Source organism: Arthrobacter sp. 1088, from assembly GCF_031455315.1.
Lineage (GTDB): Bacteria > Actinomycetota > Actinomycetes > Actinomycetales > Micrococcaceae > Arthrobacter.
The window spans coordinates 144200-170147 of sequence record NZ_JAVDSM010000005.1 but is presented as its reverse complement, the minus strand read 5'-3'; the positions used below and the strand labels follow the sequence as shown (position 1 = coordinate 170147).

General features: G+C 62.1%; 28 protein-coding genes. 16 read left to right on the top strand and 12 right to left on the bottom strand.

Annotated features, from left to right (window positions below; genetic code table 11):
* Nucleotides 1–154 precede the first annotated feature (154 nt).
* Both J2Y41_RS09465 and J2Y41_RS09460 read right to left on the bottom strand, forming a co-directional pair.
* Nucleotides 155–376 (bottom strand): hypothetical protein, encoded by a 222-nt coding sequence (locus J2Y41_RS09465; RefSeq protein WP_309928205.1) that lies wholly within the window; start codon nt 374–376, stop codon nt 155–157.
* 124 nt (nt 377–500) lie between these two features.
* Nucleotides 501–1454, bottom strand: a complete 954-nt coding sequence (locus tag J2Y41_RS09460; protein ID WP_224165727.1) for a LysR substrate-binding domain-containing protein — start codon at nt 1452–1454, stop codon at nt 501–503.
* Between the two features lie 299 nt (nt 1455–1753).
* Here J2Y41_RS09460 and J2Y41_RS09455 point away from each other — a divergent pair, with 299 nt between their 5' ends.
* From J2Y41_RS09455 to J2Y41_RS09435, 5 genes are all read left to right on the top strand, one after another.
* Complete coding sequence (locus J2Y41_RS09455) at nt 1754–2542, top strand: 5-oxoprolinase subunit PxpA (protein WP_309928204.1); 789 nt, start codon at nt 1754–1756, stop codon at nt 2540–2542.
* A 1-nt stretch (nt 2543) separates the two neighbouring features.
* On the top strand, nt 2544–3281 hold the full coding sequence (locus tag J2Y41_RS09450) for a carboxyltransferase domain-containing protein (protein ID WP_309928203.1): 738 nt from the start codon (nt 2544–2546) through the stop codon (nt 3279–3281).
* On the top strand, nt 3278–4291 hold the full coding sequence (locus J2Y41_RS09445) for an allophanate hydrolase (RefSeq protein ID WP_309928202.1): 1014 nt from the start codon (nt 3278–3280) through the stop codon (nt 4289–4291). Before J2Y41_RS09450 ends, J2Y41_RS09445 begins: the two co-directional genes overlap by 4 nt.
* A gap of 55 nt (nt 4292–4346) precedes the next feature.
* Nucleotides 4347–5687, top strand: coding sequence for an MFS transporter (locus J2Y41_RS09440; protein WP_223934937.1), 1341 nt, complete (start codon nt 4347–4349; stop codon nt 5685–5687).
* Between the two features lie 82 nt (nt 5688–5769).
* Nucleotides 5770–6519, top strand: a complete 750-nt coding sequence (locus J2Y41_RS09435; protein ID WP_224093172.1) for an SDR family oxidoreductase — start codon at nt 5770–5772, stop codon at nt 6517–6519.
* Nucleotides 6520–6788: 269 nt separating this feature from the next.
* On the opposite strand, the gene J2Y41_RS09430 is transcribed toward J2Y41_RS09435, so the two are convergent.
* From J2Y41_RS09430 to purB, 4 genes are all read right to left on the bottom strand, one after another.
* Nucleotides 6789–7223: an acyl-CoA thioesterase gene (locus tag J2Y41_RS09430; RefSeq protein WP_224093181.1), complete on the bottom strand. Its 435-nt coding sequence runs from the start codon at nt 7221–7223 to the stop codon at nt 6789–6791.
* A gap of 75 nt (nt 7224–7298) precedes the next feature.
* A complete protein-coding gene (locus J2Y41_RS09425; protein WP_224093183.1) occupies nt 7299–7802 on the bottom strand; it encodes a GNAT family N-acetyltransferase in 504 nt (167 codons plus the stop codon).
* Between the two features lie 181 nt (nt 7803–7983).
* The gene (locus J2Y41_RS09420) at nt 7984–8640 is read right to left on the bottom strand and encodes a histidine phosphatase family protein (protein ID WP_216926240.1); all 657 of its coding nucleotides are present in this window, start codon (nt 8638–8640) and stop codon (nt 7984–7986) included.
* A 302-nt stretch (nt 8641–8942) separates the two neighbouring features.
* The gene (purB, locus tag J2Y41_RS09415; RefSeq protein WP_224093186.1) at nt 8943–10349 is read right to left on the bottom strand and encodes an adenylosuccinate lyase; all 1407 of its coding nucleotides are present in this window, start codon (nt 10347–10349) and stop codon (nt 8943–8945) included.
* A gap of 166 nt (nt 10350–10515) precedes the next feature.
* On the opposite strand from purB, the gene J2Y41_RS09410 reads away from it, so the two are divergent.
* Together J2Y41_RS09410 and J2Y41_RS09405 are read left to right on the top strand one after the other, a co-directional pair.
* Nucleotides 10516–10827, top strand: a complete 312-nt coding sequence (locus J2Y41_RS09410; protein WP_224093189.1) for a hypothetical protein — start codon at nt 10516–10518, stop codon at nt 10825–10827.
* Nucleotides 10827–12167 carry a hypothetical protein gene (locus J2Y41_RS09405; protein ID WP_309928201.1) on the top strand — a complete coding sequence of 447 codons (1341 nt, stop codon included), beginning with the start codon at nt 10827–10829 and terminating at the stop codon, nt 12165–12167. The genes J2Y41_RS09410 and J2Y41_RS09405 overlap by 1 nt, the downstream gene beginning before the upstream one ends.
* 62 nt (nt 12168–12229) lie before the next feature.
* On the opposite strand, the gene J2Y41_RS09400 is transcribed toward J2Y41_RS09405, so the two are convergent.
* A complete protein-coding gene (locus J2Y41_RS09400) occupies nt 12230–12658 on the bottom strand; it encodes a phage holin family protein (RefSeq protein ID WP_309928199.1) in 429 nt (142 codons plus the stop codon).
* A 125-nt stretch (nt 12659–12783) separates the two neighbouring features.
* Here J2Y41_RS09400 and J2Y41_RS09395 point away from each other — a divergent pair, with 125 nt between their 5' ends.
* The 5 genes from J2Y41_RS09395 to J2Y41_RS09375 all read left to right on the top strand — a co-directional run bounded on the left by J2Y41_RS09395 (nt 12784) and on the right by J2Y41_RS09375 (nt 18550).
* Complete coding sequence (locus J2Y41_RS09395; RefSeq protein ID WP_309928197.1) at nt 12784–13902, top strand: histidinol-phosphate transaminase; 1119 nt, start codon at nt 12784–12786, stop codon at nt 13900–13902.
* 149 nt (nt 13903–14051) lie between these two features.
* Nucleotides 14052–15245: a pyruvate dehydrogenase (acetyl-transferring) E1 component subunit alpha gene (pdhA, locus tag J2Y41_RS09390; protein WP_309928195.1), complete on the top strand. Its 1194-nt coding sequence runs from the start codon at nt 14052–14054 to the stop codon at nt 15243–15245.
* Entirely contained in the window at nt 15245–16225 is a 981-nt protein-coding gene (locus tag J2Y41_RS09385; protein ID WP_309928193.1) for an alpha-ketoacid dehydrogenase subunit beta, read from the top strand. The genes pdhA and J2Y41_RS09385 overlap by 1 nt, the downstream gene beginning before the upstream one ends.
* 55 nt (nt 16226–16280) lie before the next feature.
* Nucleotides 16281–17852 carry a dihydrolipoamide acetyltransferase family protein gene (locus J2Y41_RS09380; RefSeq protein WP_309928191.1) on the top strand — a complete coding sequence of 524 codons (1572 nt, stop codon included), beginning with the start codon at nt 16281–16283 and terminating at the stop codon, nt 17850–17852.
* Nucleotides 17853–17953: 101 nt separating this feature from the next.
* Nucleotides 17954–18550, top strand: a complete 597-nt coding sequence (locus J2Y41_RS09375; RefSeq protein ID WP_309928370.1) for a phosphatase PAP2 family protein — start codon at nt 17954–17956, stop codon at nt 18548–18550.
* 68 nt (nt 18551–18618) lie between these two features.
* Here the strand turns inward: J2Y41_RS09375 and J2Y41_RS09370 are convergent, their stop codons facing one another.
* The 3 genes from J2Y41_RS09370 to J2Y41_RS09360 all read right to left on the bottom strand — a co-directional run bounded on the left by J2Y41_RS09370 (nt 18619) and on the right by J2Y41_RS09360 (nt 20837).
* Entirely contained in the window at nt 18619–18957 is a 339-nt protein-coding gene (locus tag J2Y41_RS09370; RefSeq protein ID WP_309928189.1) for a hypothetical protein, read from the bottom strand.
* 144 nt (nt 18958–19101) lie between these two features.
* Nucleotides 19102–19530: a universal stress protein gene (locus J2Y41_RS09365; RefSeq protein WP_309928187.1), complete on the bottom strand. Its 429-nt coding sequence runs from the start codon at nt 19528–19530 to the stop codon at nt 19102–19104.
* Nucleotides 19527–20837 (bottom strand): PLP-dependent aminotransferase family protein, encoded by a 1311-nt coding sequence (locus J2Y41_RS09360; protein WP_309928184.1) that lies wholly within the window; start codon nt 20835–20837, stop codon nt 19527–19529. Before J2Y41_RS09360 ends, J2Y41_RS09365 begins: the two co-directional genes overlap by 4 nt.
* Nucleotides 20838–20947: 110 nt before the next feature.
* Here J2Y41_RS09360 and J2Y41_RS09355 point away from each other — a divergent pair, with 110 nt between their 5' ends.
* From J2Y41_RS09355 to J2Y41_RS09345, 3 genes are all read left to right on the top strand, one after another.
* Nucleotides 20948–21796, top strand: a complete 849-nt coding sequence (locus tag J2Y41_RS09355; protein WP_224165713.1) for an isocitrate lyase/phosphoenolpyruvate mutase family protein — start codon at nt 20948–20950, stop codon at nt 21794–21796.
* 110 nt (nt 21797–21906) lie between these two features.
* Entirely contained in the window at nt 21907–22974 is a 1068-nt protein-coding gene (locus tag J2Y41_RS09350) for a hypothetical protein (RefSeq protein WP_309928181.1), read from the top strand.
* The gene (locus J2Y41_RS09345; RefSeq protein WP_309928179.1) at nt 22955–23494 is read left to right on the top strand and encodes a hypothetical protein; all 540 of its coding nucleotides are present in this window, start codon (nt 22955–22957) and stop codon (nt 23492–23494) included. The genes J2Y41_RS09350 and J2Y41_RS09345 overlap by 20 nt, the downstream gene beginning before the upstream one ends.
* A gap of 64 nt (nt 23495–23558) precedes the next feature.
* Here the strand turns inward: J2Y41_RS09345 and J2Y41_RS09340 are convergent, their stop codons facing one another.
* Together J2Y41_RS09340 and J2Y41_RS09335 are read right to left on the bottom strand one after the other, a co-directional pair.
* Nucleotides 23559–24437 carry a GerMN domain-containing protein gene (locus J2Y41_RS09340; protein WP_309928178.1) on the bottom strand — a complete coding sequence of 293 codons (879 nt, stop codon included), beginning with the start codon at nt 24435–24437 and terminating at the stop codon, nt 23559–23561.
* Between the two features lie 166 nt (nt 24438–24603).
* On the bottom strand, nt 24604–25170 hold the full coding sequence (locus tag J2Y41_RS09335; protein WP_224093246.1) for an NAD(P)H-dependent oxidoreductase: 567 nt from the start codon (nt 25168–25170) through the stop codon (nt 24604–24606).
* An 86-nt stretch (nt 25171–25256) separates the two neighbouring features.
* On the opposite strand from J2Y41_RS09335, the gene J2Y41_RS09330 reads away from it, so the two are divergent.
* Entirely contained in the window at nt 25257–25862 is a 606-nt protein-coding gene (locus J2Y41_RS09330) for a TetR/AcrR family transcriptional regulator (RefSeq protein ID WP_224093248.1), read from the top strand.
* Nucleotides 25863–25948 lie beyond the last annotated feature (86 nt).

The following is a 25948-nucleotide window of genomic DNA, read 5'->3' as shown; positions in this document are numbered from 1 at the left end:
GCGTGTTGGAAGGCGTTGCGTCCGGCCCTTTGGCGTGCCTTTTTGGGCATGATAAAGGCGCCTTGCCCGTGGCAGGGCGCCTTAAGGTGCTACGGCTTTTGTTGATGTACGACGGCGGCTGGCCGGGTTTCGCGGGAAGCTTGGGACGGGTGGGTCAGTCAAGTCCGGAGTGTCCGGGGCGGGTGTCCACGAGGTGCCATTCGATGCTGTTGCCGGCGTGGGCGGGCATCAGGCTTCCTTCGAAGACGAACAATGGTTCACCAATGCCACCGATCGGACGCCAAAAACCATTCCGTGGGCAGTGAAATCCGGTTCGTGCGCTTAGCGTTCCGCGGGTTGGATTGGAAACCCATCCGGCCGTGCTGATCTTTTTCACCGTTTTTTCCTTTGAACTTGCCCGCGGAATCCGTGAGCTGCTTTCGAATTTCTTGCTAATTCGATAATAGGAAATTAAAACGGCATTGAATAAGACCAAAGCTGACTGTCCGGATAAGGCTTTGTTATGGATGGGCCGGCAGCTGCACGGGGTCGGTTCCGTACTTGTTGATCAGTTGTTGGTGCAGCATCTCCTTGACCACCAGGAGCACGGCCGAGGCGGCTTCAGAGAGGGGCTCGTGGTCCGGAGTGCAGAGGGCGATCTTGCTCTGCAGGCCAGGCTCGATGATGCGCAACACCTTGAAATCCTGATCCGGGAAGAGGGCGTCGGCAGCGGATTTGGGTAGGACAGTGCCGCCCAGGTTCGCTCGGATAAGCCGGATCAGCGAAGGGACAGACTCCACTTCCCCCACCAGGCGGAGCGGCAGGTCCTGGTCGGCCAGGCCCTTCTCAATGAGCTGCCGAAGGGTGTGGTTCTTCTCCGGAAGGAAGAGTCCCACCGTGCTCGCTTCCGCGAGCGTGATGGTGTCCTTGCCGTCTTTGCCGAGGGCAAGGTCCACGTCCGGGTGCACCACCAGGTGCAGGTCCTCAACAATCATGGTGGTGAACTGTACGCCGCGGATTTTGCCAGGCTCGTAGATGAGGGCCATGTCGAGGCGGCCGTTCTTGATGGCTTCGCTCAACACGCCGCCAAAAATCTCTGTCAGGTGGACCACGATATCCGGGTAACGCCGTCCCACTTCCCTGATGATCTGGGGCGTCAGGCTGGAGGCCATGCTGTAGGGCGCGATCGCGATGGAGACCCTGCCGGAGGGTGCAGCTCCGGAGGTGGCAACGTCCTGCCGGGCCTGCTCAACCAGGCGCAGGATCGACTGGGCATGGCGGTATAGCGTATGCCCGGCTGCGGTCGGCTCAACACCTTGCTTGCTCCGGATCAGGAGCCGCTGTTTGAGGTCGTTCTCCAGTGCGGATACTTGCTGGCTGAGAGCAGGCTGGGCAACGTGCAGGGCGGCGGCGGCCTTGGTAATGCTTCCCGAATCAACGATCTGCACGAAGTATGAAAGCTTTCGTGTGTCCATGATCTGCCTTCCTAGAGAGCCACGTCCCCGGGTGGCATGCCATAAGGAAATTCTATCCGGGGCAGCACTGGGACCCCTGCCACAGTACAGGGTGGTGCAGGTCATAACGGAGAGCTATCACGGGATAGCTATTAGGTCTTTGTGCAACGTGGTTGACCGGTGCGAGACTTTTGGGAAGAACTTCAGGCAACGCTTTGGAATCCATAAGCGTCAGACATTCCCGGGAATTCAACTAATCCTCGAGCGGATTATTTATGCCCTTCCCGGACTTGAATGCAAAACCACGGAAAGAGAACCACGTGAACCCGACAATTGATCTTGTAGCGGATCTTGGAGAGGGATTCGGCGCCTACACCATTGGCGACGATTCCGAGCTCCTGGAGATCGTCACAAGCGCCAATATCGCATGCGGGTTCCACGCCGGTGATCCCGACATCATGGCCTCCACTGTTGCTGAATGCGTTCGCCGCGGCGTAGGCATCGGCGCCCACCCGAGCTTCCCGGACCTGCGTGGCTTTGGTCGCCGTGACATGGGCCTGACTGCTCAGGAAGTACAGAACGATGTGCTCTACCAGCTCGGCGCCCTGAACGGCTTTGCCGCCTTCCACGGCACCAAGGTCACCCACATTGCTCCTCACGGCCGGCTGGGCAACCTCGTGGCCGTCCGCGCCGACTATGCACAGGCCGTGGTGGAAGCCGCTGCCTCTGTGGACAACGAGCTCATGGTGGTGGCGCAAGAAGGCGAACTGGCCAGGGCAGCGCGCAACGCGGGACTGGACGTGGCAATCGTTGGCATCGTGGACCGTGGCTATCAGGAAGACGGCACGTTGGTTCCCCGGAGCCAGCCGGGCGCCGTCTTGCACGAACCGGCAGAGATCGTGGAGCGGACCCTGCGCATGGTTGTCGAAGGCAAGATCCGCTGCGCCAACGGCGTGGACATGGATATCGATGTCGACACCGTCCTCCTCCACGGCGATAACCCCGGTGCGGTGGAACTTGCCCGTCTGATCCGCTCGGAGCTCGTCTCCGCCGGCGTGCGCGTCGCCCCGCTGGCCGAGGTCATGGACGCCAAGAGGAAGGCGGCCTGACATGTCCGTACTCTCAACGGCTCCGACCGAGATCTACGAATCCGGAGACTCCGCACTGCGCGTCGTGGCGATCTCGGAGGCCAGCGAAGACAACTGGCTGACCGTCCACAGCTTGGCCGACTGGCTGGAAAGCTGCGGCGCCGAGGGCCTTCACGGTGCGGTTCCTACGTACGACTCCGTGCTGGTTGAGTTCGATCCCATCCTGGTTTCCGCCCGCCAGGTTCGCGCGTTCGTCAGGCTCGGGCTCCTGGAGATCGCCCACGCGGGCGGGTCGCAGAGGGCGCCCCGGGAGTTCGATGTCCCCGTGGTTTACGGCGGCGAATACGGCCCGGATTTGGTGCGTGTTGCTGAGCACCAGGGCATCCCAGTGGACGAGGTCATCCGCCTCCACACCGAAAAGACCTACAGAGTCCGCTGCCTGGGTGCGCCTGCGGGCTCGCCCATGATGGACGGACCCGTGTTCCCCAAGCCCGTCCCGCGTTTGAAGGATCCCCGGCTCAGCGTGCCTGCGGGGGCCGTGGCGGTGGCCGGGCGCCAGGCAGTTATCGCGCCTGCTGTTGCCCCGGGCGGCTGGTGCGTCATCGGCCAGACCCCGTTGTCCGTACTGAATATCCGGCGCGAACCGCTGGTCCCGTACAAGCCAGGCGACATCCTCAGGTTCCGCCAGATCCGCGCGGAGGACTTCCACACCTTCGCTGGGGTGGAATTGGAGCCACTGGAGTTGGAGGTGCAGCCATGAGCGGGGCAATCCTGATCCAGCAGCCGGGCAACTCCGTGGTCACAGACCTCGGCAGGACCCGCGGACCGCGTTTCGGGCTACCGGTCAACGGCGCCCTGGACCAGTACTCGGCCCGGGCCGCCAATATCCTGGCCGGCAATCCGGACAACGATCCCCTGGTGGAGATCACGGCCCTTGATTTTCGGATGAAGGCCGACGCCGACATCCTGATTGCCGTCACCGGTGCCCCGCTCACGCTCACGGTCGGTGGACGACCGTGCAGTCAGTGGGAACCGGTGTCCGTCCGGGCAGGGGAAACAGTGTCCATCCGCGGAATCCACCGCGGGCTCCGCGCCTACCTGGCTATCCACGGCTCGCTGGAAGCCGAAACTCTGCTAGGCAGCTGCGCACCGGACACCGTGGTGGGATTCGGACTTCAGCTTCGGGAAGGAACCACGCTCCCCACACGTAGGAGCGTTGGCCCGGTACGCCAGCCGTACTTTGACCTTCCACTCTTCAGGCTGGGCCTTGAACGGCCAAGCATGGGAACAGATCTGTTGGTCGATGTGACCGATGGGCCGGATGTCGCCGAATTTGGCGAATCCGGTGAACTGCTCTTCACCTCGGAATACGCCGTCAGTGGCCGCAGCAACCACATCGGCCTGCGGCTCGGCGGAGAACTTCCCGAAAGAACTTCCAGCGGTGAGGTGCTGTCCCGCGGAGTGCCAGTGGGCGCCGTCGAGGTTCCCTCACGGGAAGAGTTGCTGGTACTGCACCGGGGACGAGGCGTCACCGCCGGGTATCCCGTACTTGCAGTAGCAACCAGCACCGGACTGGACGTCCTGGCCCAAGCAAGGCCAGGGGACAAAGTCCGTTTTCGGAAAACCACAGTGGCAGAAGCAACTGCCGCCCACAGGCGCTCGCGGGCCCAACTGGAAACCCTCCGCGAATCCGTCAACACCGTCTTCGGACTTCTCGGTATCGGATGCCGACCCCAGTGGCAGGACCTACCAGTTGCGGCATGCAGCTAAAACCCTGTCGTCATACCAGTAGGCGTTGCTACGCTCATCTCAGTAAGGAAAAGTCATGACCGCAAGCACCAACGCTGCGCCAGCGCAGCATGAGCGGCTCACGGGCCGCCAAACCCGCAAGGTTGTCACCGCAGGTTGTGTTGGCATCTTCGTGGAACTCTACGACAACGGCATTTTCGCCTTCATGGCGGGAACGCTGGCCCTGGTCTTCCTGGCCCCCGGCAACCCGGACAATGCACTGCTCTTCGTGTTTGCCGGTTACGCGGTCTCGTTCTTCGTTCGACCCCTCGGCGCTGTTGTTTGTGGCTACCTCGGAGACCGGATCGGCAGGCAAAAGCTACTGGTCTTTGTGATTCTCCTGATCAGTGTTGCCACGGCAGGCATCGGGCTCTTGCCGCCATATGCGGCCATTGGCATTGCCGCGCCGATCCTGCTGGTGCTCCTGCGCATGCTGCAGGGCTTCTCCGTTGGTGGCGAAGCTGCCGGCGCCATGACCTTCCTTGCCGAGCACGCCCCTGAAGGCAAGCGCGGTGTCATCACGTCATACGCCCAGATCGCCTCCTTCGCAGCGCTGCTTACCGGTACGCTCGTGGCGTTCTCCATGTCGCCGTGGCTCACCCAGGCAGCGATCGACGGCGGTGGCTTCGGTTCGTTCGCATGGCGCATCCCGTTCCTCGTTGCCATCCCCATGGGCATCATCGGCTGGTACATCCGCAAGGCCATCGCCGATACCCCCAACTTCGTAAAGCTCAAGGAAGAGGGCGGACTCTCCAAGAACCCGCTGAAGGAAGCCTTCAAATCCGCCGAGCACCGCCGTGCCATGCTCCTGGCCCTCTTCATTCCGCTCATGAACGGCTCCGGCTACTACGTCCTCTTCTCCTACATGCCCACGTTCCTCAAGGGCAAGCAGCTGAACTTCACTATCGGCCAAGCCCTTCTGGTGACTGCCTGCAGCCTGGTGGTCATCTGTATTGCCATCCCCTTCATGGGTGCCCTCTCGGACCGTGTTGGACGCAAGAAGGTCATCGCCGGGTCCGCAATCGCCATGGCTGTCCTCGGCATCCCCTCCTACGCCCTCATTGCAACCGGTGAAATGGGCCTCGCAATCCTCGGCGCCTGCATCATGGCAGTCGTTTTCGCCGGCCACACCGCCGTCATCCACATCCTCATCGTTGAACTGTTCCCCACCCGGGTCCGCTACTCCGCTTACGGCCTTGGCTACAACATCTCCTCTGCGCTGTTCGGCGGCACGGCTCCGTTGCTCATGACCTGGCTGATTTCATCCACGGGGAACATCTACATGCCGGCCTTCTACGCAGTGATCACGGCCTTGGGCACGCTGATCGCCGTCAGCACCGTCAAGGACCGCGCCCACGAACCGCTGCGTGACGCCTAGCCATCACTGACCTCCGGCTCTTACGTCCGGCCACGTGGCTGGACGTAAGAGCCCCTACCAATCCCCACCTTTTGGAGGACCAATGTCTTTTTCCGACTACACCACCGCCCTCGTCACCGGAGCTTCGACCGGTATGGGTGCAGCCATCGCTGAACGCCTCGCCAAGCGCGGCCTGACTGTCCACGCCGTGGCCCGCAACGAGGAACGCCTTGCGGAACTGGCCGACCGCACCGGAGCAGTCCCGCATGTGGTGGACCTGACCGACACAACCGCGCTGGCCGCCGTCGTAAGCGGACTCAAGGTGGACGTCCTGGTGAACTGCGCCGGAGTGTCCCGGCCGGGCAACATCCTGGACTCGTCCGAAGAGGACATCGACGAGCTCGTGGACGTGAACCTCCGCGGCCTGCTGCAGCTCACGCGCCTGGTCCTGCCCGGTATGGTGGAGCGCGATCTCGGCCACGTCATCAACATCAGCTCGATTGCCGGCGTCTACAACTTCTACGGCCACACCGTCTATCACGCCACGAAGGCGGCCGTGCACCAAATCTCCCGCCAACTCCGAAACGACACCGTGGGTAAGCGGATCCGCGTTACCGAGATCTGCCCGGGACGGGTGGAAACCGAGATCTTCGGGCGCAACATGGGCGGTACGCCCGAGGCAATGGAAGAAGCCTGGAAGACCTACTACGAGGGCTATGAGTCGCTGACCACCGACGACATCGTCAATGCCCTGGATTACGCGATCGAAACGCCGCGCCACGTCAACGTGGGCATGCTTGAGCTCATGCCGACGTTCCAGGTGCCCGGCGGGCTGACGTTCGACCGGCGCTGATTTTCTGAATCAGGCGCCCCATAGGTTCCGGTGACACTCACTCCCGTCACCGGAAAACATAGGCTGGCGGCCGCGTTCCCGCGGCCGCCAGCACCCGTTAACGCAGACGATCCGACGTTCCTGCCCACTTACTGCGTACTCCATCCCGCAGACCTAACGGGGTTCCGCGGGGTTCCAGGGCGAACTTGGGCCTGGACAGGGCATTCAGGGCTCCGGGGGAGCTAACTGGGCGGGAGCCCTGGGCGGGTGCGCGCACGACGCCGGGTGGTTCAGTCCTCGTGCAGGGTCTCCGTGAGGTGGTGCGTGGGGATGCGGTCGCGATCGTACGTGATTTCCGTGTAGCCGTGCGGCTGCGGGCGGCCATCAGCGCCCATGTTCACGAACACGATTTCCTCGATGGTCAGGATGCTCTGCCGGGTGATCATGTTCCGGACCTCGGCGCGCATGGTCAAGGACGTGCGCCCGAAGCGTTTGGCCGTCAGCCCCATTTCGATGAGGTCGCCCTGAACGGCTGAACTCACGAAGTTGATTTCGGAGATGTACTTGGTGACCGCGCGGCCATTGCCCAACTGGAGGATGGCGTAGATCGCTGCCTCTTCATCGATCCACTTCAGCAGGCTTCCACCGAAGAGTGTGCCGTTGGCATTGAGGTCCTCGGGCCGCACCCATTTACGCGTGCGGAAGGTGATGTCTGCTTTTTCCATTTTCCGAGATTATCCGACTACCGCAGCGTGTGCTTGATGTTGCGCGACGCTTGGTTGCTGCCGGGGCTCAGGTGTTTACGCCATCGCCGTGTGGGAGGCGCTATGGGAGTTGATCCGCTTGGAGTAGCAGTAAGACCCATTTACGCCGATATACGGTCCAAAATTGGGAACTTCAGCGAATCCGGCGCTTACATAGAAGCTTCGTCCATCAGACTGCGCTGATCCCGCCTCAGCTGCGATGACGCTGAATCCGTGTGAGTGGGCCTGTGCTTCGAGTGCGGCGAGGATGGAGCTTGCAACTCCTGATCCGCGTGCGTAGGGAACCACGTACAGTCGCTTGATTTCAGCTGTCTTCTCGTCCAACATCCTCAGGCCGCCGCATCCGAGCGGCTGTCCGGAGCATTTCTCGTAAGCCACAACAAAAACGGCCGTGTCAGCTTCCGAGGGCGGGGGACCGGGCTCGTGATCCGTGGTTCCGAACCGGGCGTCCAGTTCGGCCTGTTGCGCGGCGCGGAGGTCAGCGCCTACCGGGTTCGCCCAGGTGACCTGCCGGATATTGAGCCGGGGGTTGGTCTGCATCGATGCCTCATTTCGCTTGGTTTCGCTGAGGTGTTTATGCGTCTTAAGCCTAGGAAGCTGTGGTTACCGCCGTGTTTCCTGCGCGTAAGCTTCGGGAGAATTGCTGAATTTCCTGCGTTGCGGGGCCTGCTCTGCGCCTTCCCGTGGGAATTTGGCGCGCAGAACAGGCCTCACAACATGCTTAGAGCGCCTCGCCTGTTGGGTCCTCGGCCGTCTGGTCTGCCAATGCCAGGCCACCCACTGGAATCTGGTCCCAATGCAGGACCCGCCACCCTGATTCCGGATCACCTTCGAGTGCCACGATTCCGGTATTGGGCAATTGATGGGTCTCAGCGAAGAGCGTGTCGATATCCTCTGCCCTGCGGCCGGCCCAACAGCGGATGGCGGCGCCGTGGCTGACGATGGCGGCGGTCGAATGTCCTGCGGCCGCAACCTTTTCCACTGAGGCATCGAAGCGGGCAAAGAAGTCATGGCCGTTGAAAGCGCCCGGCATGCGAACGTCGAGGTCGCCGTCAGACCAAGCGAACACCGTGCTCATGTACCGCATATGCGATTCATGATCCGTCTTCTTCTCCAAGGCTCCTGCCTCAATCTCATGGACGCCGTCCAGGATTTCCGGTTCCAGTCCCGTGGCGGCGGCAAGTGGTATCACCGTCCGCTGGGTCCGGAGCAGGGTGGAAGTGTAGAGGGCCTGAATGGACTCGTCCGCTAGAGCCTCCGGGAGCGCTTCCGCTTGCCGCTCGCCGAGTTCCGTCAATCCCGGGCCGGGAAAGGCAGTATCCAGTTGACCCGCCACGTTGCCGGGGGTCTGTCCGTGCCTGATCAGTAGGAGCTTCATGGGTGCTCCGCTCCTTACATCGTTGCTGTCTTGGCCATGCGTTCCTGCCCGGTGCGTTCCTACTCGGCGCGTTCCTGCCCAGTTGCTTCCAGCCAATCAGCGGCTAACGCAAGCGAACGCCCCGACACGCCGTGTCTCCGCACATGGACGGGCATGCCCCGGTGACAAAGCGGGCGGGAACGCGCCGGGTGCCCACTAGTTTAAACGCCGACGGCGGGCCTGGTTAAACGCCGGCGGCGGGCCTGGGCATCCCGCCCCGGCCCGCCGTCGTCCAGCGTTTGTTGCTACTTCAGCGTTTGTTGCTACTTCAGGTGGTCCACCAATTTGTCAGCGATGCCGGTGTACTTGCCCGGGGTGAGGGCGAGCAGGCGGGCTTCGGCGTCGGCGGAGAGGCCGAGCCCCTGCACGAACTCCTGCATCCTGGCGCCGTCCACGCGCTGCCCCCGGGTGAGATCCTTCAGGCGCTCGTAGGGGTTTTCCATGCCTTCCACACCGGCAATGGCCTCTGCACGCATGACCATTTGGATGGCTTCGCCCAGGACCTCCCAGTTGGTGTCGAGGTCACCCGCAAGGACTTCCTCGGCGACGTCCAGGGCCTTGAGGCCCTTGGCGACATTGGAGATTGCGAGCAGGGAGTGACCAAAGGCGACGCCGATGTTGCGCTGTGACGAGGAGTCCGTGAGGTCGCGCTGCCAGCGGGAAGTAACCAGGGTCGCGCCCAGAGTGTCCAGCAGGCCGTTGGAGATCTCCAGGTTGGCCTCGGCGTTTTCGAAGCGGATCGGATTGACCTTGTGCGGCATCGTGGAGGACCCGGTGGCACCAGCTACAGGAATCTGCCGGAAGTATCCGATGGAGATGTAGCTCCAGATGTCCGTGCAGACGTTGTGCAGGATGCGGTTGAAGCGGGCAATATCGGCGTAGAGCTCCGCCTGCCAATCGTGGCTTTCGATCTGCGTGGTGAGCGGGTTCCAGGTGAGCCCCAGCCCTTCGACGAAGGTCTTGGCAACAGCTTCCCAGTCGGCACTCGGGACGGAAGCAACGTGTGCCGCGTATGTGCCGGTGGCACCGTTGATCTTGCCGAGGTATTCGGTCTTGGCGATCCGTGCCAGCTGGCGGTTCAGGCGGTGCGCGATGACAGCCAGTTCCTTGCCGAGTGTGGTGGGCGTGGCGGGCTGGCCATGCGTGCGGGACAGCATGGGCACGGAGCGGTTGGCTTCAGCCATGGCCTCGATTTGCTGGACCAGTGCGGTGGCGTTGGGGAGCCAGACATTCTCTACGGCGCCCTTGATACCAACGGCGTAAGAGAGGTTGTTGATGTCCTCCGACGTGCAGCCGAAGTGGACCATGGCTGTCAGGTTTTCGATGCCAATCGCGGGCAGCCGGCGGCCGATGTAGTACTCCACTGCCTTGACGTCGTGGACGGTGACGGCCTCGATCTCGGCGAGTTCGTCGACCGATGCGGCGTTGAATTCGGTGACGATGGCACGGAGCTGCGAAACCTGCTCGTCCGTCAGGGGACCCGCGCCAGGCAGCACAGACTGGCTGGTCAGGTGGATCAGCCACTCAACCTCAACGTGAACGCGATCGCGGTTCAATGCGGCCTCGGACAAGTAGTCAACGAGGGGCGCGACGGCGGCACGGTACCGGCCATCGAGGGCGCCAAGAGCGAGGGGTTCGGAAGCGAGGGACACACGAGGGGATTCAGCCATGGTGCCTATTCTTTCATGTTCCTTGGAGGCGCCCGAGTTGATGACTGCGCTATGTGGACAGCGGTGCGCGTTATCCACATAGCCGACGGCGGCACTTCCGCCCGGTTTCCGGGCTCCGTAGCGTCATACCTACCGATCAGCAGAACAATCAATGGAGTACACGGACATGAGCGTCGGCCTGATGCCTGCAGCCACCCCACCCACCTTCGATCCCCTGGAGTGTGCCTCGCGCAGCCACGAGGTCCAGAGGCTCGCTTGGCGTATTAAGTCGTGCGTGGACCAGACGGATGCCGTGCTGGCATCCTTGCGGCGGACCCAGTTGGAGGAGTGGCAGTCTCCCGCCGGAAGTGCATACAGGACAACTATTGCCCTTCACGCGTCGGCGTTAATGCGTGCACGGGAATCATTGGAAGTCGCTGCTGCCTCCGTTCTCCGTCATTCCCAGAACGTAGCTGTCTCCGGTGGGAGGGGCAACTGATGGCTGATGTTGCTCCTGTTGGTGCGGGTTCAGCCCCCCAACCTACGGCGCCCGCCCCCGATGGGATCCTTGGCATTCGTGGCGGAGTGGGCGGAATATCCTGCCAGTTGGAAGAGCTCCTGCGTGGAGCGGCACTGCTTGACGAGTTGGTCCAACAGTTGGTTGGTGTGGAAGCGGAAGCCCGCCGGGTGAAGGCAGATTTGGGGTCCTACCTCTTCGACTCGTACGCCTCGGGGTGCGCCGCGATCGATGCGGTGGCCGTAAGTGGTCAAGATGTAGGCAGGGTACGGCAGGAATTGGTTGGTGTCAGCTCGAGTGTGCGGTCCAGCCATCACGATTACGTGCAAACAGAGGCCAAGAATCTGGTCCCGCGGATGTTGAGGCTTGATGAGATGAAGATGTCAGGTGCTCCCTGGGTACCTGGCCCGGACATCACGCAAAACGTGGTCACAAGCATCATTCCACCGGGCATGGATGCGGGGGACATCATGCGTGGGCTTCTGCAGTCACCCGTCGTCCCCGGACTGAGGCCGCGCCCGGTGAGCATCGAGAAGATCGACGAGTCGATCGAGCAAGTGGATCCATCCATGGCGCAAAGCATCCGGCGACTCGAGCAACTCCATGCCCGGGGCGATGGAGAGATTGAGATCATCCAGCTCGACCACGATGGCTCGTCCTCGTGGATGGTGTTGATTCCGGGAACACAACCCGAAGCACCAGATACCAATCCTTTCGATATTCCCGGCGTTGGTGAAGCCCTCGGTTATGACTCGGAAGAAGTGGTGCCTGCTATTGGTCAGGCGTTGAGGGAAGCCGGAGCTGAAGCCGGCGAGCAGGTGGTAGCAGTAGGGCATAGCCAAGGAGGGGCACACGCCATGAACCTCAGCCGGAACAAGGCATTCCTCAGCGAATTCGACCTCAGGTATGTCCTCACGGCTGGAGCCCCTGCTGGCGGCATTAGCTCGGAACCGGGAATTGCTGCGTTGCACCTGGAGCACGTCCAGGACTGGGTCCCGGGTTCGGATGGCCGCGTGAACCCGGATACCAAGGACAGGGTCACGGTCACGCTGAACAATGACGTCAAAACACCCGAGGGGGAGGACCCAGGCCTGGGGCCCGGTCACCGCCTGGAGAACTACGCGGCAGGTGCCGAATTGGTCACGGCGAGTCGGGATGCCTCGCTTGTAGCTTCGACAGCGGCGTTCGCTGGTGTTGTTGGTGTGGGCGGGGCGGCGAAGGTAACGCATTTCAAACTGGAACGGGCACCCTTGCCTGACAAGAGGCCGGCCCTTCGTAATCCCAATCTTCCAGAGACACGATCCGTGGCCGGGGCGCGGTAAGTCCAGCGCGATGGTGGGTGCAGCCCAAACGGTGCCGGGAGCGCGAGCGACGGGAACTGCTTCTAGCGTTTGCGGGCGCCTGGGATGAGTCCGGCAACCAGGCTGATGATGCTGATGATGATTGAGGCAAGGATGGCTGTCCAGAAGAACGAGTCAATGGTGAGGTGCACAGGCGTAAAGCTGCTCAGCCACGCTGTCAGGTACAGCATTGCCGCATTGATGATGATCGTAAACAGGCCCAGGGTCAGGATCGTCACAGGGAGGGACAGAATCTTCACCAGCGGGCGCACGAACGCGTTGACCACTCCAAAAATCAGGCCGATAAAGAGGTAAGCCAAGACGATGCCTGCTGCATCCGCGCCTTGAGTAATCCCCGCGTTGGCTGCCGCCTTTTCAGTGGCGGAGGAGGATATCTCCAGTCCCTCCAACAGCCAGCTGGCGACCCACAGGGCCAGGCCATTGATCAGGACGCGAACTATGAATGAACCCATGCGCCCATGCTTTCACACTCGTCTGTGGCTCGGCTGGGACATCACTAGGAGAAGGAACTTGAGGAGGATGAAGGTTGGGCGGGAGAACACCCAAACGCCGCAGGGGTACAAGTAGGCTTGAATCCATGACTACTACTGACAACGCACCGGAGGGCGTACTCCCTCGACCGGTCGTGGACAGGCTCCCCAAGTACGCGGCTGGTAAACCCCCCGCTGCGATTGAGGGCCTCACCAGCTACAAATTGTCGTCCAATGAAAACCCGCTGCCTCCGATCCCTGCAGTGTTGCAGGCCATCGCAGACCAGACTGACATCAACCGATACCCAGACCCCCTGGCAACCAAATTGCGCAATGCTTTGGCTGGTTTCCTGGACGTCCCCGCTGACGACGTCGTCACCGGTTCAGGAAGCCTCGGCGCACTCAACCAGATTCTTGCCACTTTTGCGGGCCAGAATGATGACGGCAAGTCGGACGAGGTGATCTACGCCTGGCGCTCCTTCGAGGCTTACCCCATTTGTGTGGGCCTTGCCGGGGCGGCCAGCGTGCAGATCCCGTTGCTTCCGGATGGCCGTCACGATCTCGAAACCATGGCCGCAGCGGTGACGGTGCGCACCAAGGTGATCTTGCTCTGCACCCCGAACAACCCCACGGGACCCATCCTCACGGCTGAGGAAACGGAGCGTTTCATCCAGTCGGTCCCACCCAACGTGGTGGTGGTCATCGATGAGGCGTACCAGGAATTCGTCCGCGACCAGGCTGCTGTAGACGGGATCAAGCTCTACCGGAAATACCCCAATGTCGTTGTGCTGAGGACTTTCTCCAAAGCCCACGGGCTGGCGGGACTGCGCGTTGGCTACAGCGTTTCCGGCCCGCAGCTCACCCAGCACCTTCGCGTCACGGCTACACCTTTCGCCGTTTCGCAAATTGCAGAACGCGCCGCGATTACATCCCTTCAGAATTTCGACCAGGTTGTCGAAAGGGTACAAAGCCTGGTGGACGAGAGAGACCGCGTCACTTCGGGTCTTCGCGATCTCGGATGGTTCGTGCCGGAAGCCCAAGGGAACTTCGTTTGGTTGAACCTGGGTGCGAACAGTGGCGAGTTTGCGGCGTTGGCAGCCGAGCAGGCCTTGTCTGTCCGGGCCTTCGGAAATGAGGGAGTGCGGGTCAGCATCGGCGAAGTGGAAGCCAATACGCGGTTCCTGAAACTCTGTGCAGGTTATACAAAGGCTCCGCACAGTTCCTAGCGGTTAACAAATGCGCCTACGCTACTTACTGCCGATAAAGTAAGGACGAAAGCCAAAATATATGCCCATTCCGGAATGCATTCCGGAATGGGCATATATCCCAGCGACAGACATTGCCCGGCACTAGCTGCGGCAAGCAAGGAGACGGAATGGGCTCGACACAACTGCCCCCCGGGACCGATGAAACTCTGGCGGCAACCTCAGCGGCTGTAGCTGCCTCGGGTGAACCCGTAGAGATGGTCCAGTTGCTCGGCCCTGACGGAAAACTAGGCACCGATCCCGTCTTCTCTGACTATGCCAAGCGGATAGACCCCGAAAAGCTCCGCGTCTTTTATGCCGACATGGCCAGAATCCGCCGTTTTGACCAGGAAGCTACTGCTCTGCAGCGCCAAGGCGAACTCGCATTGTGGGTGCCGCTGACCGGTCAGGAGGCCGCCCAGATAGGCTCGGCCCACGCCAGCCAGCCGCAGGACTACATTTTCCCCACTTATCGTGAACACGGTGTCGCGCTGGTGCGAAACGTGGACCTGGCTGAATTGTTGAAGCAATTCCGCGGAGTCTCCAACGGAGGCTGGGACCCGCGGGGGAACAACTTCCACCTCTACACCCTGGTCCTGGCCGCCCAAACGCTTCACGCCGTGGGCTACGCCATGGGCATCCAGCGGGACCAGAAGCTCGCGGTTGCCGGTGATTCCAATGATCCCAAGGCTGCGGTGGTTGCCTACTTCGGTGACGGCGCCAGCTCCGAAGGCGACGTCCACGAATCGATGGTTTTCGCAGCCTCCTACGATGCCCCGGTTGTCTTCTTCTGCCAGAACAATCACTGGGCCATCTCCGTGCCTACCGAAGTCCAGACCAAGGTCCCGTTGGCCAACCGCGCCAAGGGCTACGGTTTCCCGGGAATCCGCGTGGACGGAAACGACGTCATTGCCGTCCACGCCGTCACTGAATGGGCCCTTGAGCATGCCCGTGAAGGCAGGGGCCCGGTGCTCATCGAGGCTTACACCTACCGGGTTGGCGCACACACCACAGCGGACGACCCCACCAAGTACCGCGAACTGGCCGAAGAAGCCGCGTGGCGTGAGAAGGATCCGCTGGAGCGTTTGGAGAAATACCTGCGGACTGAGGGGCTCGCCGATGAGGCCTTCTTCGAACAGGTGCAGGCCGACGGCGATGAGCTGGCCAAGTATGTCCGCAGCACTACGCATGGCCTTGAGGTGCCGGACATCCGGGATTCCTTCGCCAACGTCTACGCCGAAGCACACCCGCTGATTGCGGAGGAACAGGCGTGGTTCGAAGAATATTCGGCAGGCTTCGAAGCCGACCAGGAGGCAGCTAACTGATGGCAACAATGACCATTGCAAAGGCCATCAACGAAGGTCTCCGCGCATCGCTGAATAGCAACCCCAAGTCCCTCTTGATGGGCGAGGACATCGGGCACCTCGGTGGTGTTTACCGGGTGACGGACGGCCTGATCAAGGAATTCGGGGCGGACCGGGTCGTCGATAGCCCGCTGGCTGAGTCCGGCATTGTTGGTACCGCTATTGGGCTCGCTTTGCGTGGCTACTTTCCGGTGTGCGAGATCCAGTTTGATGGCTTCGTCTATCCGGCTTTCAACCAGATCACCACGCAGTTGGCCAAGATCCATGCCCGCAGCCATGGCCGTCTGACTGTTCCTGTGGTTATTCGGATCCCGTACGGTGGCGGCATCGGTTCCATCGAGCATCACTCCGAATCCCCGGAAGCGTTGTTCGCCCACACCGCTGGCCTCCGTATCATTTCGCCGTCCAACGCGCACGATGCTTATTGGATGATCCAGAAGGCCATTGAGTGCCAGGACCCCGTGATCTTCTTCGAGCCCAAGCGCCGCTACTGGCTCAAAGGCGAGGTGGATGTTGAGAATGCCGGTCTGTCAGAAGACCCGTTCAAAGCGCACGTGGTCCGGGAAGGGACGGACGCCACGATTGTGGCTTACGGGCCGTTGGTTCCGGTTGCCCTCGCTGCAGCAAACGCGGCAATTGAGGATGGACGCAGCATCGAGGTCATCGACCTCCGTTCCATCTCGCCTGTGGATTTCGACACCGTTGAGGCGTCGGTCAAGAAGACCGGCCGGCTGATCGTCGCCCACGAAGCACCCACGTTCGGTGGCATCGGCGGAGAAATCGCCGCCCGGATCAGCGAACGGGCGTTCCTGCACCTTGAAGCCCCTGTGATCCGCGTTGGCGGTTTCCACATGCCGTATCCCGTGGCCAAGGTTGAAGAGGACTACTTGCCGGATATCGACAAGATCCTCGAAGCGCTCGACCGCTCCCTGGCTTACTAAACCGCCCTGATCCAGTCCGGCTCCACAGCCGGGCAGACGGAAATCGAGGACCACCGTGACTGTAAAGAAATTCAACCTGCCGGACGTCGGCGAAGGCCTGACCGAGGCCGAGGTAGTGGCTTGGAAGGTCAAGCCGGGCGACACCGTTGCCATCAACGACGTCCTGTGCGAGATCGAGACAGCGAAATCGCTCGTTGAGCTCCCTTCGCCCTTCGCCGGAACGGTCACCGAGCTGTTGGTCGAGGAAGGCATCACGGTGGAGGTCGGCACGGCAATCATCGCCGTTTCGGACAATCAGCCCGGGGACGCAGGACCGGTGACCCAGGCTCCGGCGTCGGCTCCCGCGGCCGATGCCCCTCTCTACGGCAAGCTTCCCGCTGATACCGACAACGGCGAAAACGGCCCGGCAGGCGGACCGCTGGTGGGTTCCGGCCCCAAGGCCGACGCCGTGAAGCGCCGTGCGCGCAAGCGTCCAGCGGGTACTGGCGAGGCAACTACGGTCGCCGAAAACGCCGAAGGTACAGTCCAGGACCACCAAGCGGTTCTGGCTGCCCAAGCAGCCCAGGCGCCGGTGCCTCATCGCCCGACGTCGGCACGTGCCGCCGTCGCGCCGGTCACCCAAGCGCCGGAAGTCACGACGTCGGAAGGCACGGCGCCGGGAGTGTCTACGGCCCAGACCGCCGCATCACGCGGTGCTGCCATCAGCGGCACCATCAGTGGGCTCGTCAACAAAGTCCTGGCGAAGCCGCCGGTGCGCAAGTTCGCCCGTGATCTCGGCATTGACCTTGCCGACGTCGTAGCCACGGGGCAGCGAGGCGAGGTGACCCGCGAGGACCTGGTCAGCTATCAGGCGCAGCGTGACGCTGAGCTGGATCAGGCGGAGTCTTTCTGGGGTGCTTCCAAGAAGCCGCAGGACCAGAGGATCGAGCGCGTACCCGTTAAGGGTGTGCGTAAGGCGACCGCCAAGGCCATGGTGGAGTCGGCGTTCACGGCACCGCACGTCAGCATCTTTGTTGACGTCGATGCGAGCCGGACCATGGAGTTCGTCAAACGGCTCAAGGTTTCGCGGGACTTCGAGGGAATCAAGGTATCCCCGCTGCTTATTTTGGCCAAGGCAGTCATTTGGGCGGCCGCGCGGAACCCCAGTGTCAACGCCACGTGGGTGGAGAACGCTGATGGCAACGGCGGTGCGGAGATCCAGATCAAGCACTTCATGAACCTGGGCATTGCAGCTGCAACACCGCGTGGCTTGATGGTGCCCAATATCAAAGACGCACAGGACCTCTCCCTCAAGGAGCTGGCCCTCGCCCTGAACGATCTCGCCACCAAGGCCCGGGCGGGCAAGACGCAGCCCGCCGAGATGCAGGGCGGCAGCCTGACCATCACCAACATCGGTGCGCTTGGCATTGATACGGGTACGCCCATCATCAACCCGGGCGAGGTTGCCATCATTGCGTTTGGAACCATCAAGCAGAAGCCGTGGGTTTTGGACGGGGAAGTGATTCCGCGGTGGATCACCACGCTGGGTGGCTCCTTTGACCACCGGGTGGTGGACGGCGACCTCTCGGCCCGCTTCATGGCCGATGTGGCTGCCATCCTTGAAGAACCGGCCCTATTGCTTGACTGATCGGGGTTGCTTTGACTGATCGCCCGGCCGCCAACACGGCGGCTTCAGGGTCGAACACCGCTGTGGCTGCTGGCAAGTCTGGTCATGTGCGTGCCCGGTTGCTGTCAGGACCCTGGCGCGTTGTTGCCCGGATCCTGACGGAAGCCTTCCAGCCGCCCATCGTAGTGACGGCTCTCCTGTTGATCAGTCCGGCTATCGAACCCGGCTTTCCCGGGACCATGGCTTTTGGGCTGCTGGGAGCTCTCTTCGTCTGTGTCGTGCCGTTGGCGTACGTGCTGGTGATGGTCAAGCTGGGCAGAATCACCGATCATCATGTCAGCGACCGCCGGCAGCGGCCACCATTGCTGTTGCTTGCCTTGATTTCGGTGCTGGTGGGCGTGGGGGTTCTCCAGCTGGTCGGGGGTCCGACGAGCGTTTCACTGATGATCATTGCGCTGCTCGGAGGCATTGCCGTTCTGGCGGTGGTGAGTGCTTTTTGGAAGATGAGTGGACACGCTTCGGCCATCGCAGCCGCTGCCGTCATTACCGTTTTGATGTTTGGGCCAGCTTGGCTGCCGGTGTTGGTGATTGTTCCGGCCGTGGGGTGGTCGCGGGTGGTGCTTCGCGCCCATACGCTCGGTCAAGTCGTCGCCGGGTCTTTGTTCGGCGGTACCGTCATCGCGGGTTTGTGGTGGCTGCTGCGGGAGTGGATGCTCTGAGGCCAGGCCAGCACCTGCTGTAAGGGGCACCTGCTGTGAGGGACACCTGCCGCAAGGGCGGCCCCGCTTTAGAACGCGGGGTAGTTGACCAGCAATGCCTGAAGTTCCGTGGTGGACATGTGGTTTGCCATCTCCACGCTGATGCCCATAGCCATGGCTGCGAAGGTGATCATTGCGACGCAGGCAAGGGAGAGGAACCGCCAGTCCTTGCGCATGATGCTGGTGAGAGTTTCCGGCATGTTCAGGCTGGGGGAAATCACGTTGGGGGCGCTGTCCCAGGAGCCGTCGTCGAGCATCGCGATGATGCGGTCATTCGCGCGGTCAAAACGCATCGTGCTGATGCTGTTGCCATGGCGGGCAAGCAGGATGTCGTGTCCAACGCGCTGGCGCGGCTGCAAAGTAAGCAAGTGAAGTCCCCTGAAGTCAGTTGATGGAAGATGGCTCACGCCATTGGGGGCATCTCAATTTTATAACGATGACTTCGGGAGACAGGCCAAAATCACGCCAAAAGCCGGGTGAGGCTCCCCACCCGGCGGCGTGATTCAGGTCGCTTACGGTTGGTCGGTCTTGGCGATGTAGACATCGCAGGGGGCATTGTGGGCCACCGTGTTGGCTACGCTGCCAAGGACGCGACCAAGGCCTTGCATGCGCCGGTTGCCCACCACGATCAACCGCGCATCGAGCATTTCTGCTTCTTTGACCAAGGCTTCACCGGGCTTGCCGCGGGCAGCCGAGTACGTTACTTCGAGGCGCTCATCAGCCAGGCGCTCCGCCACTGTGCGGGCGACGGCTTCGGCTTCGGCAGCGTCTGACACGATCCATTTATCGGTCCCGATCTCAACTACCTCGGTCTTGTTGCTATCAAATGCGCTCACCACGCGAAGACTGGCGCCAATCCCGATGGCCAGTTGCTGGGCAGCCTTGGCCGCCCTCATCGCCGTCTCGCTACCGTCTACTCCTACAATGACAACCCCGGTCATAGTGCTGCTCCTTCAGTGGTGGCTTTGATGGCCTCTGCGAGAACAGGGGCCAGACGACGTACGCCTTCGGCAATCGTATCCGGCGGTACGGCACTGAACGCCAGACGGAGCTTGTTGGACGGGCCATCTGCCGGCGAGAACGCCGCGCCGGGTATGAAGACAACCCCCGCATCGATGGCCTTCTTCAACAAAGGGTAGGTGTCCACGTTTTGGGGCAACGTGACCCAGACGAAGAATCCACCGTCGGGGCGTGTCCACGAGAGCCCCGCTGGCATGTATTCGTCCAGGGCGCTGAGAAGGGCTTTGCAGCGTTCCGCGTACAGGCCGCGGTAGGTTTCGATTTGCCCCCGCCAGTCGTAGTCACGCAAATATGCGGAGACAAGCATTTGGTTCAGGGGCGGCGGGCAAAGCGTGACTGCTTCGGAGGCCAGGTAGAACCGACGCTGCAGGTGTGCGGGCACCAAGGCCCAGCCAATGCGGAGACCCGGCGCGAAGATCTTGGAGAAGGACCCCAGATAGATGACGTCATCGGGATTTGCAGCCCGCATCGGTGCGATCGGGTGGCCGTCAAACCGCAGCAGGCCGTAGGGGTTGTCCTCCAGCACGATGATATTCGCCTTGCGGCATATATCTACGATCCTCTGCCTGCGCGACTCTGCCAGGGTGATGCCCGAGGGATTGTTGAAGTTGGGGATCGTATAGAGGAACTTGATGCTCTTGCCTTCTGCCTGGAGCGCGGCGATCCTGGCCTCAAGCAGCTCAGGTACCAACCCGTCGTCGTCCATTTCGATGGGCTCCACCTGCACTTGGTAGGCCTCGAACGTATTCAGGGCACCGACGTAAGTGGGGTTTTCGACGAGGACAACGTCGCCGGGATTGCAGAAGACCTTGGTGGCCACATCCTGCGCTGACTGGGAGCCAGCAGTAATCACGATGTTTTCAGGCTGGGCGTCCATGATGCCTTCTGCGGCCATGATCGCGCAGACTTGCTGGCGCAGTTCAGCGGTCCCTTGGCCACCGCCGTATTGCAGGGCGGTCATCCCGTCTTCGGCGATGATTCTGGCGGCGGTCTGGCCAAGCTTTTCCAGCGGCAGCGACTGCAGGTATGGGTTGCCGCCTGCGAGCGAGACAAGGCCGGGCCGCATGGAGATATCGAAGACGTCGCGGACAGCGGACTGCTTGATGTTGGCGGCCCGCGCGGAGAACAGTTCCTCGTGCGGGTGGGCGGCGGCCGTGGCGGCCCGCTCAATGGCGTCGATAGCTTCAGCGGGCAGCTTGGTGCCGGCATCCAATGTTTCGTGGGTCACAGTGACAGGATACTCCTGAAGGTTGCTAATTAGGCAACATATGTTTTCAAGAACGCGCCGGTTTGCCTGGTTTCCTTTACGCCGGGAACGGTAGGGGCTGGAATGTAGCTATGACACTGCACCGGGGATCCGTGACCAAAGCCGAACTCTTCCACAAGCTTCACGACGCCGGACCCACGCCGCTGGTCCTGGTGAACGTTTGGGACGCGGCTTCCGCCCGCGTGGTGCAGGAGGCTGGTGCGACGGCGATAGCTACCTCAAGCTCGGCAGTTTCCTGGAGCCTGGGCTTCCGGGACGGGGACCACGTGCCTTGGGGACTGGCGATGGCGGCGCTCGGGCGGGTGGTAGGGGCAACCAAACTGCCGGTAACTGCCGACATCGAAACTGGATACGGGCGCACGGACGATGAACTTCGGGCCACCGTGCACGGAGTACTGGATGCAGGCGCGATCGGCATCAACATTGAGGATTCGGCTGCGGAGCCACTGACGGACATCAACGAACAATCGCGGCGTATCGCTTTGATACGTGCCGTGGCGGACGAGCGTGGAATCCCTTTGTTCATCAATGCCCGAACCGACACGTACCTCTCCGGACAATATTCGGACAACGCTTATGACGAGACCCTGCGCCGTGCTGAGTCCTACCTCACGGCGGGTGCGGACGGCATCTTCGTTCCCGGGGTCGTGGACCTTCACGTCCTGCACGAACTCTCCAGCAAGATCCCCGCGCCCCTTAATGCCCTTGCGGGAGTAGGTGCGCCATCGCCACTCGAACTTCACGACGCCGGCATACGGCGCGTCAGCATCGGCGGCAATACGGCTAAAGCTGCCTACGCAAAAGTCGCACGGGTGGCGAAGGAAATTCTGGGCGACGGCAACTGGGCAGGATTGGCAGGCACCCGCAGCCACGACGAGATGGATGCGCTCTTCGCCCAAGGGCCCAAATACAGGCCGTAAGCAGCGCGGTTTGGGCAGATGAAAGCGCACGACGTCGGAACCCGGCTTTAATGTCTGACCCCGCCATTAGCTTGGAATCAGTAGCAAAGACCGCAGGCAGGGGAGGGCGGATGGCAAGACGCAGTGTGCAGTTCTGGCGCATTGACCAACTGAATGGCGAGGATCTGCGCGCTCCGTTTCCGGCGCGCCGCGTTGCGGAGGTACTCAAGAAGGCCCAGGAAGCTGGGACGGACCGGCATTTCATCGGCATGGACGGCACGGTGTTGGTTGCCCAGACCGCATCTTTCTCACCGCATCCGGTAATCCTCCTGGATCGGGTCCGCGATACGAACCTGCCCAGCGTTGGGGATGCGCTTGGACGCCGCAAGCCCCTCCCCTTGGAGCCGGGTGACCATCTTCTGGAAACCACCTACTTTGCCTTCCTGAAGCGGAACGTCATCGCCGTGTTGACCAGTGGCAACGGCCCCCGGGCTTCCAGGATGGGGGAGTACCTCGAAGGCATGCTGGGGCTTGAACCCGGACTGGTCCCGGTGGTCCGTGAGGATATTGAGGAGATCCTTACCAGGCTTGAGGTGAGTCGCTTCGAGTTCGCGCTTCCTGCTGAACGCCTCTCCGGAAAGTTAATGGAGGGTGAATGGGCTGACGTTCTGGAGAGCGCCTCACGCCTGGTGACTGAGGGAACCTTCCGGATTTCCCTCACTGTGGGCCGTTCGGGAGGGGCCGGGGACAAGCAGCGGATCCGGGAACGCATCCAGCAGCTCATTGACCTCTTCCGCAGGGCGGGATCCGTAGAGCACTTCGACTACGTCGTGGCCGAGGGCAAGGACTCCCTGACCGGTGACCGCGAGGTGGTTGACCTGCTGAAAGAGCGTTTCATCTCCCATATCGAGGTGGACCCCGATGTGTTCAACGATCCCCGGAAGTCCGCTGCCGAGGCAGTCGCCATCCTGAACAAGCAGGCCAGGGACAACGAAGCATTCTTCGCCCTCACGCTGCCGGAAATCAGAGGCTCAGCAGACTCGGTCCCTGTGCCGGACATCGTCGCAGGTGGAATGGCGGCAGTGCGGGAAGCTCTGGCAGCGTCCACAAAGGAGGAAGCCGCCAAGGCAAAGCCCGGGGATGTTAAACCAGCGGGGGGATCAGAAGGCAGCGCGGATCATGAGCTTGTACGAGGTTGACGTAGAGCACGCCGGGCGACGCCGGACGGTGTGGAGGTGGTTTCTGCTCCATCCGCCGGCAGACTATGCGTGGGCGGTAGTGGCTGTGCTGATGTGGCTTGGCTTGGCCCGGCTTTTGGAGCAGCCCTTGATGCTGGAGGGCGTCGATCCAGGTGCCCGTCGAACCCTGTTCCAAACCCTCGCTACGTTGGCTGGTGCTACCGCTGGCCTCACGCTCACCAGCGTCTCCATGCTGATCAACGTGCTCGGCAAAAAGGCGGCGCCCGGGCAGCGTGAGCTTCCCCTGGAGAAGCTCACCGCCTTGCATCGTCGCCAGATCGGAGAAGTGTTCCTGTTCGCCATCCCGGGGCTTGGCCTGCTGGTGGTGGCTGCCCTCGTCACCGTGGTGCTGGAGGGCGATGGTCCCAGGGGCCTCTGGATCCCGGAGGCGGTTGTCTTCGTTCTCGCCTTCGCGTCCGTGCTTGCGCTGCTCCGCGTGGCGTGGGCGCTCCGGCGGGTGCTGGCCATCGCAACGGCTTGAGAGGCTGCTGCCCTAAGCCTTAACAAATCCGGACGATGCCGGATCGCTAACCGCAGTAACCGCACTAACGCAGGCTCAGCGCCTCAGCCAAAGTCTTGCCATTGATGTAGATTTCGGCCCGGGATGCTCCGCTGGCGGAGACGATGGTGTGGGTCAACTGGGCTTCAATGCGCGGGATGTCGCAGACTCCTCCGGGGCGCAACGTTCCACTCAAATTCACCACCACGGTTGCTCCGCTGACGTATCCCGACGCGAAGTGCAAAGAGGAATTAGCCAGCGAATCGTAGAGGCCCGCGCCGGTGTCCAGGGGCATGCCGGCTTCCAGCAGGCGGCTCAGGGCCAGCGTCAAAGGGTCGCCGGGCGCCAGGGCGCCCCGGACAGGCACCAGACTGTCGTTGCATCCGAAGCGGACACCTCTTGAGCCCCCGTCGTCAACGGCAACGTAGTAGACAGCCGGCCCCAAATTCAGGTCCTGGGGTACGGTCGCAGCCCGGGCGACGGGAGCAACAGCCGTCGGTGAAGGGCTCGGCGTAGCGACGGGTACAGGCTCGACGGCGTCACCTTGCTTGGGCGTTTCGGTCGCCCCAATGCCAGGGGTACCCGTGCCGGAATTGCCGGAACTGCCGGAACTGCCCCCGCCCCCAGGGCCCGAAGTGCTGGAAGGTTCGGCTGTCGAATCACGGTCCGCAGTGCCCCCGGTCGTCGTGGACGGCAGAGACGGAGCGCCGGAGGCCCCATCCGCGGCAGCATTGCCATCACGCGCCGGACTCGAGGGGCCCGCCACGGGAACAGGCGAACCAGCCTCGGGCGATGGCAAACGACCCGGGTCCGAAGTGCAGCCGGCCAGCAGCAGACCCAGCACGAGGCAGGCAGCCGGGATCGCCGTCGTACTTGTTGGCCTCCGCCCGGCACGCATGACAGCCCCACGCTCCTGTCCGTCCACCTGTAGTTCAACGTTAGGCCCGTGTGACTTGGAGCAAAATGCCGCTACGGTGACGGTTCGGACAAGAGTTGATCACGCTGCGTCCCGTAGACACGGGAAACGCAAATGCCCCCGCTCCGTCCTGCAAATTCGCAGGCACGGAGCGGGGGCAAGGAAAGCGGTAAGGCTAGGCTGCGGCTTCTTCTTCCTGAACGGCAGTCAGGGGCTCGAAGATAGCCTTGATCTGCTCGACAACCTCGGCGTCGTCCTTCGGGTGGAGTTCAGCGAAGCGGATCATGGAACCCGGGACGGCCAGCTTGACGTCGTCAAGGACCTTGGCGCCGGCGATCCCGACAGCCTTGCGGGCCTCGTCCTGTGCCCAGACTCCGCCGAACTGGCCGAAAGCGGTTCCGACGACGGCGGTCGGCTTGCCGCTGAGTGCGCCGGCGCCGTAGGGGCGGGACAGCCAGTCAATGGCGTTCTTCAGCGATGCGGGCATGGTGCCGTTGTGCTCGGGGGTGACGAGGAGAAGGGTGTCGGCGTTTGCTGCAGCGGCGCGCAGGGCCGCAGCTTCGGCGGGAACCTGGCCTTCGACGTCGATGTCCTCGTTGTAGAACGGGATGGTGCCCAGGGAATCGTGGATCTGGACTTCGACGTTCTCCGGTGCGTTCAGCTGGATGGCTTCGGCGAGCTTCTTGTTGTGGGAATCAGCGCGGAGGCTGCCGACGAGGGTAAGAACGGTGCTCTTTGACATGGTGTCTCCTTTGTAAGTGTTGGGACCTTCACTGATACTAAACGGACTGCGGTCCGGTTTCTATTCCCGGGTCTAGAATGTTTCTTGTGAGCTCGATCCCAATCCAGCCGGACGTGCCCCTTGGTCCGCCGCATGAGCGCAGCGATGCCGCCCGGAATCGCGAGCGGTTGCTCTGCGCTGCCCGCGAGCTGGTTGACGAGTTCGGAGTAGAAGCGCTCACCATGGACGCGCTCGCCTGCAAGGCCAAAGTAGGCAAGGGAACCGTGTTCCGCCGCTTTGGTAGCCGGGCCGGCCTGATGATGACCCTTCTGAGTGACTCTGAATCTGAATTCCAGCGCGGCTTCATGTTTGGTCCGCCACCACTGGGCCCGGGCGCGACGCCGAGCGAGCGCCTGGTGGCCTTCGGTGAGGGCCGTATCTACTTCGTCCTGGAAAACGGGGAGCTCCTCAAAGCGGCCGCAACCAATGCCCGCAATCGCTTTGACGTGCCGGCCACCGTCCTTGCCCACCGACATGTAGAGGTCCTGCTGCGGGAGGCCGGCATCACGGATCCGTGGGTCATGGCAATGTCGCTGCTTTCCGCGCTGGATCCGGAACGAATCGTCAACGACGTGAGGGTTCACGGCATCTCGCCGAAGAGGCTCACGGACTCCTGGCGCGAACTCGTCACGCGCCTCATGCGATCTTCCTAGCCCACCTACGAGAGTAGGCCGTAAGCGCCACAGTGCCGCGGACGTTGGGATCGTGACGCGAATACAGATAACAATCTGGCTGCAGG

Bases quoted from the DNA above. Each gene is read 5' to 3' on its own strand.
- J2Y41_RS09345 (WP_309928179.1), top strand. From the start codon at position 22,955: ATGAGCTTGTACGAGGTTGACGTAGAGCACGCCGGGCGACGCCGGACG.
- pdhA (WP_309928195.1), top strand. From the start codon at position 14,052: ATGGGCTCGACACAACTGCCCCCCGGGACCGATGAAACTCTGGCGGCA.
- J2Y41_RS09445 (WP_309928202.1), top strand. From the start codon at position 3,278: ATGAGCGGGGCAATCCTGATCCAGCAGCCGGGCAACTCCGTGGTCACA.
- J2Y41_RS09440 (WP_223934937.1), top strand. From the start codon at position 4,347: ATGACCGCAAGCACCAACGCTGCGCCAGCGCAGCATGAGCGGCTCACG.
- J2Y41_RS09435 (WP_224093172.1), top strand. From the start codon at position 5,770: ATGTCTTTTTCCGACTACACCACCGCCCTCGTCACCGGAGCTTCGACC.
- J2Y41_RS09365 (WP_309928187.1), bottom strand. From the start codon at position 19,530: ATGACCGGGGTTGTCATTGTAGGAGTAGACGGTAGCGAGACGGCGATG.
- J2Y41_RS09405 (WP_309928201.1), top strand. From the start codon at position 10,827: ATGGCTGATGTTGCTCCTGTTGGTGCGGGTTCAGCCCCCCAACCTACG.
- J2Y41_RS09395 (WP_309928197.1), top strand. From the start codon at position 12,784: ATGACTACTACTGACAACGCACCGGAGGGCGTACTCCCTCGACCGGTC.
- purB (WP_224093186.1), bottom strand. From the start codon at position 10,349: ATGGCTGAATCCCCTCGTGTGTCCCTCGCTTCCGAACCCCTCGCTCTT.
- J2Y41_RS09430 (WP_224093181.1), bottom strand. From the start codon at position 7,223: ATGGAAAAAGCAGACATCACCTTCCGCACGCGTAAATGGGTGCGGCCC.
- J2Y41_RS09450 (WP_309928203.1), top strand. From the start codon at position 2,544: ATGTCCGTACTCTCAACGGCTCCGACCGAGATCTACGAATCCGGAGAC.
- J2Y41_RS09350 (WP_309928181.1), top strand. From the start codon at position 21,907: ATGGCAAGACGCAGTGTGCAGTTCTGGCGCATTGACCAACTGAATGGC.
- J2Y41_RS09400 (WP_309928199.1), bottom strand. From the start codon at position 12,658: ATGGGTTCATTCATAGTTCGCGTCCTGATCAATGGCCTGGCCCTGTGG.
- J2Y41_RS09355 (WP_224165713.1), top strand. From the start codon at position 20,948: ATGACACTGCACCGGGGATCCGTGACCAAAGCCGAACTCTTCCACAAG.
- J2Y41_RS09420 (WP_216926240.1), bottom strand. From the start codon at position 8,640: ATGAAGCTCCTACTGATCAGGCACGGACAGACCCCCGGCAACGTGGCG.
- J2Y41_RS09385 (WP_309928193.1), top strand. From the start codon at position 15,245: ATGGCAACAATGACCATTGCAAAGGCCATCAACGAAGGTCTCCGCGCA.
- J2Y41_RS09460 (WP_224165727.1), bottom strand. From the start codon at position 1,454: ATGGACACACGAAAGCTTTCATACTTCGTGCAGATCGTTGATTCGGGA.
- J2Y41_RS09410 (WP_224093189.1), top strand. From the start codon at position 10,516: ATGAGCGTCGGCCTGATGCCTGCAGCCACCCCACCCACCTTCGATCCC.
- J2Y41_RS09335 (WP_224093246.1), bottom strand. From the start codon at position 25,170: ATGTCAAAGAGCACCGTTCTTACCCTCGTCGGCAGCCTCCGCGCTGAT.
- J2Y41_RS09425 (WP_224093183.1), bottom strand. From the start codon at position 7,802: ATGCAGACCAACCCCCGGCTCAATATCCGGCAGGTCACCTGGGCGAAC.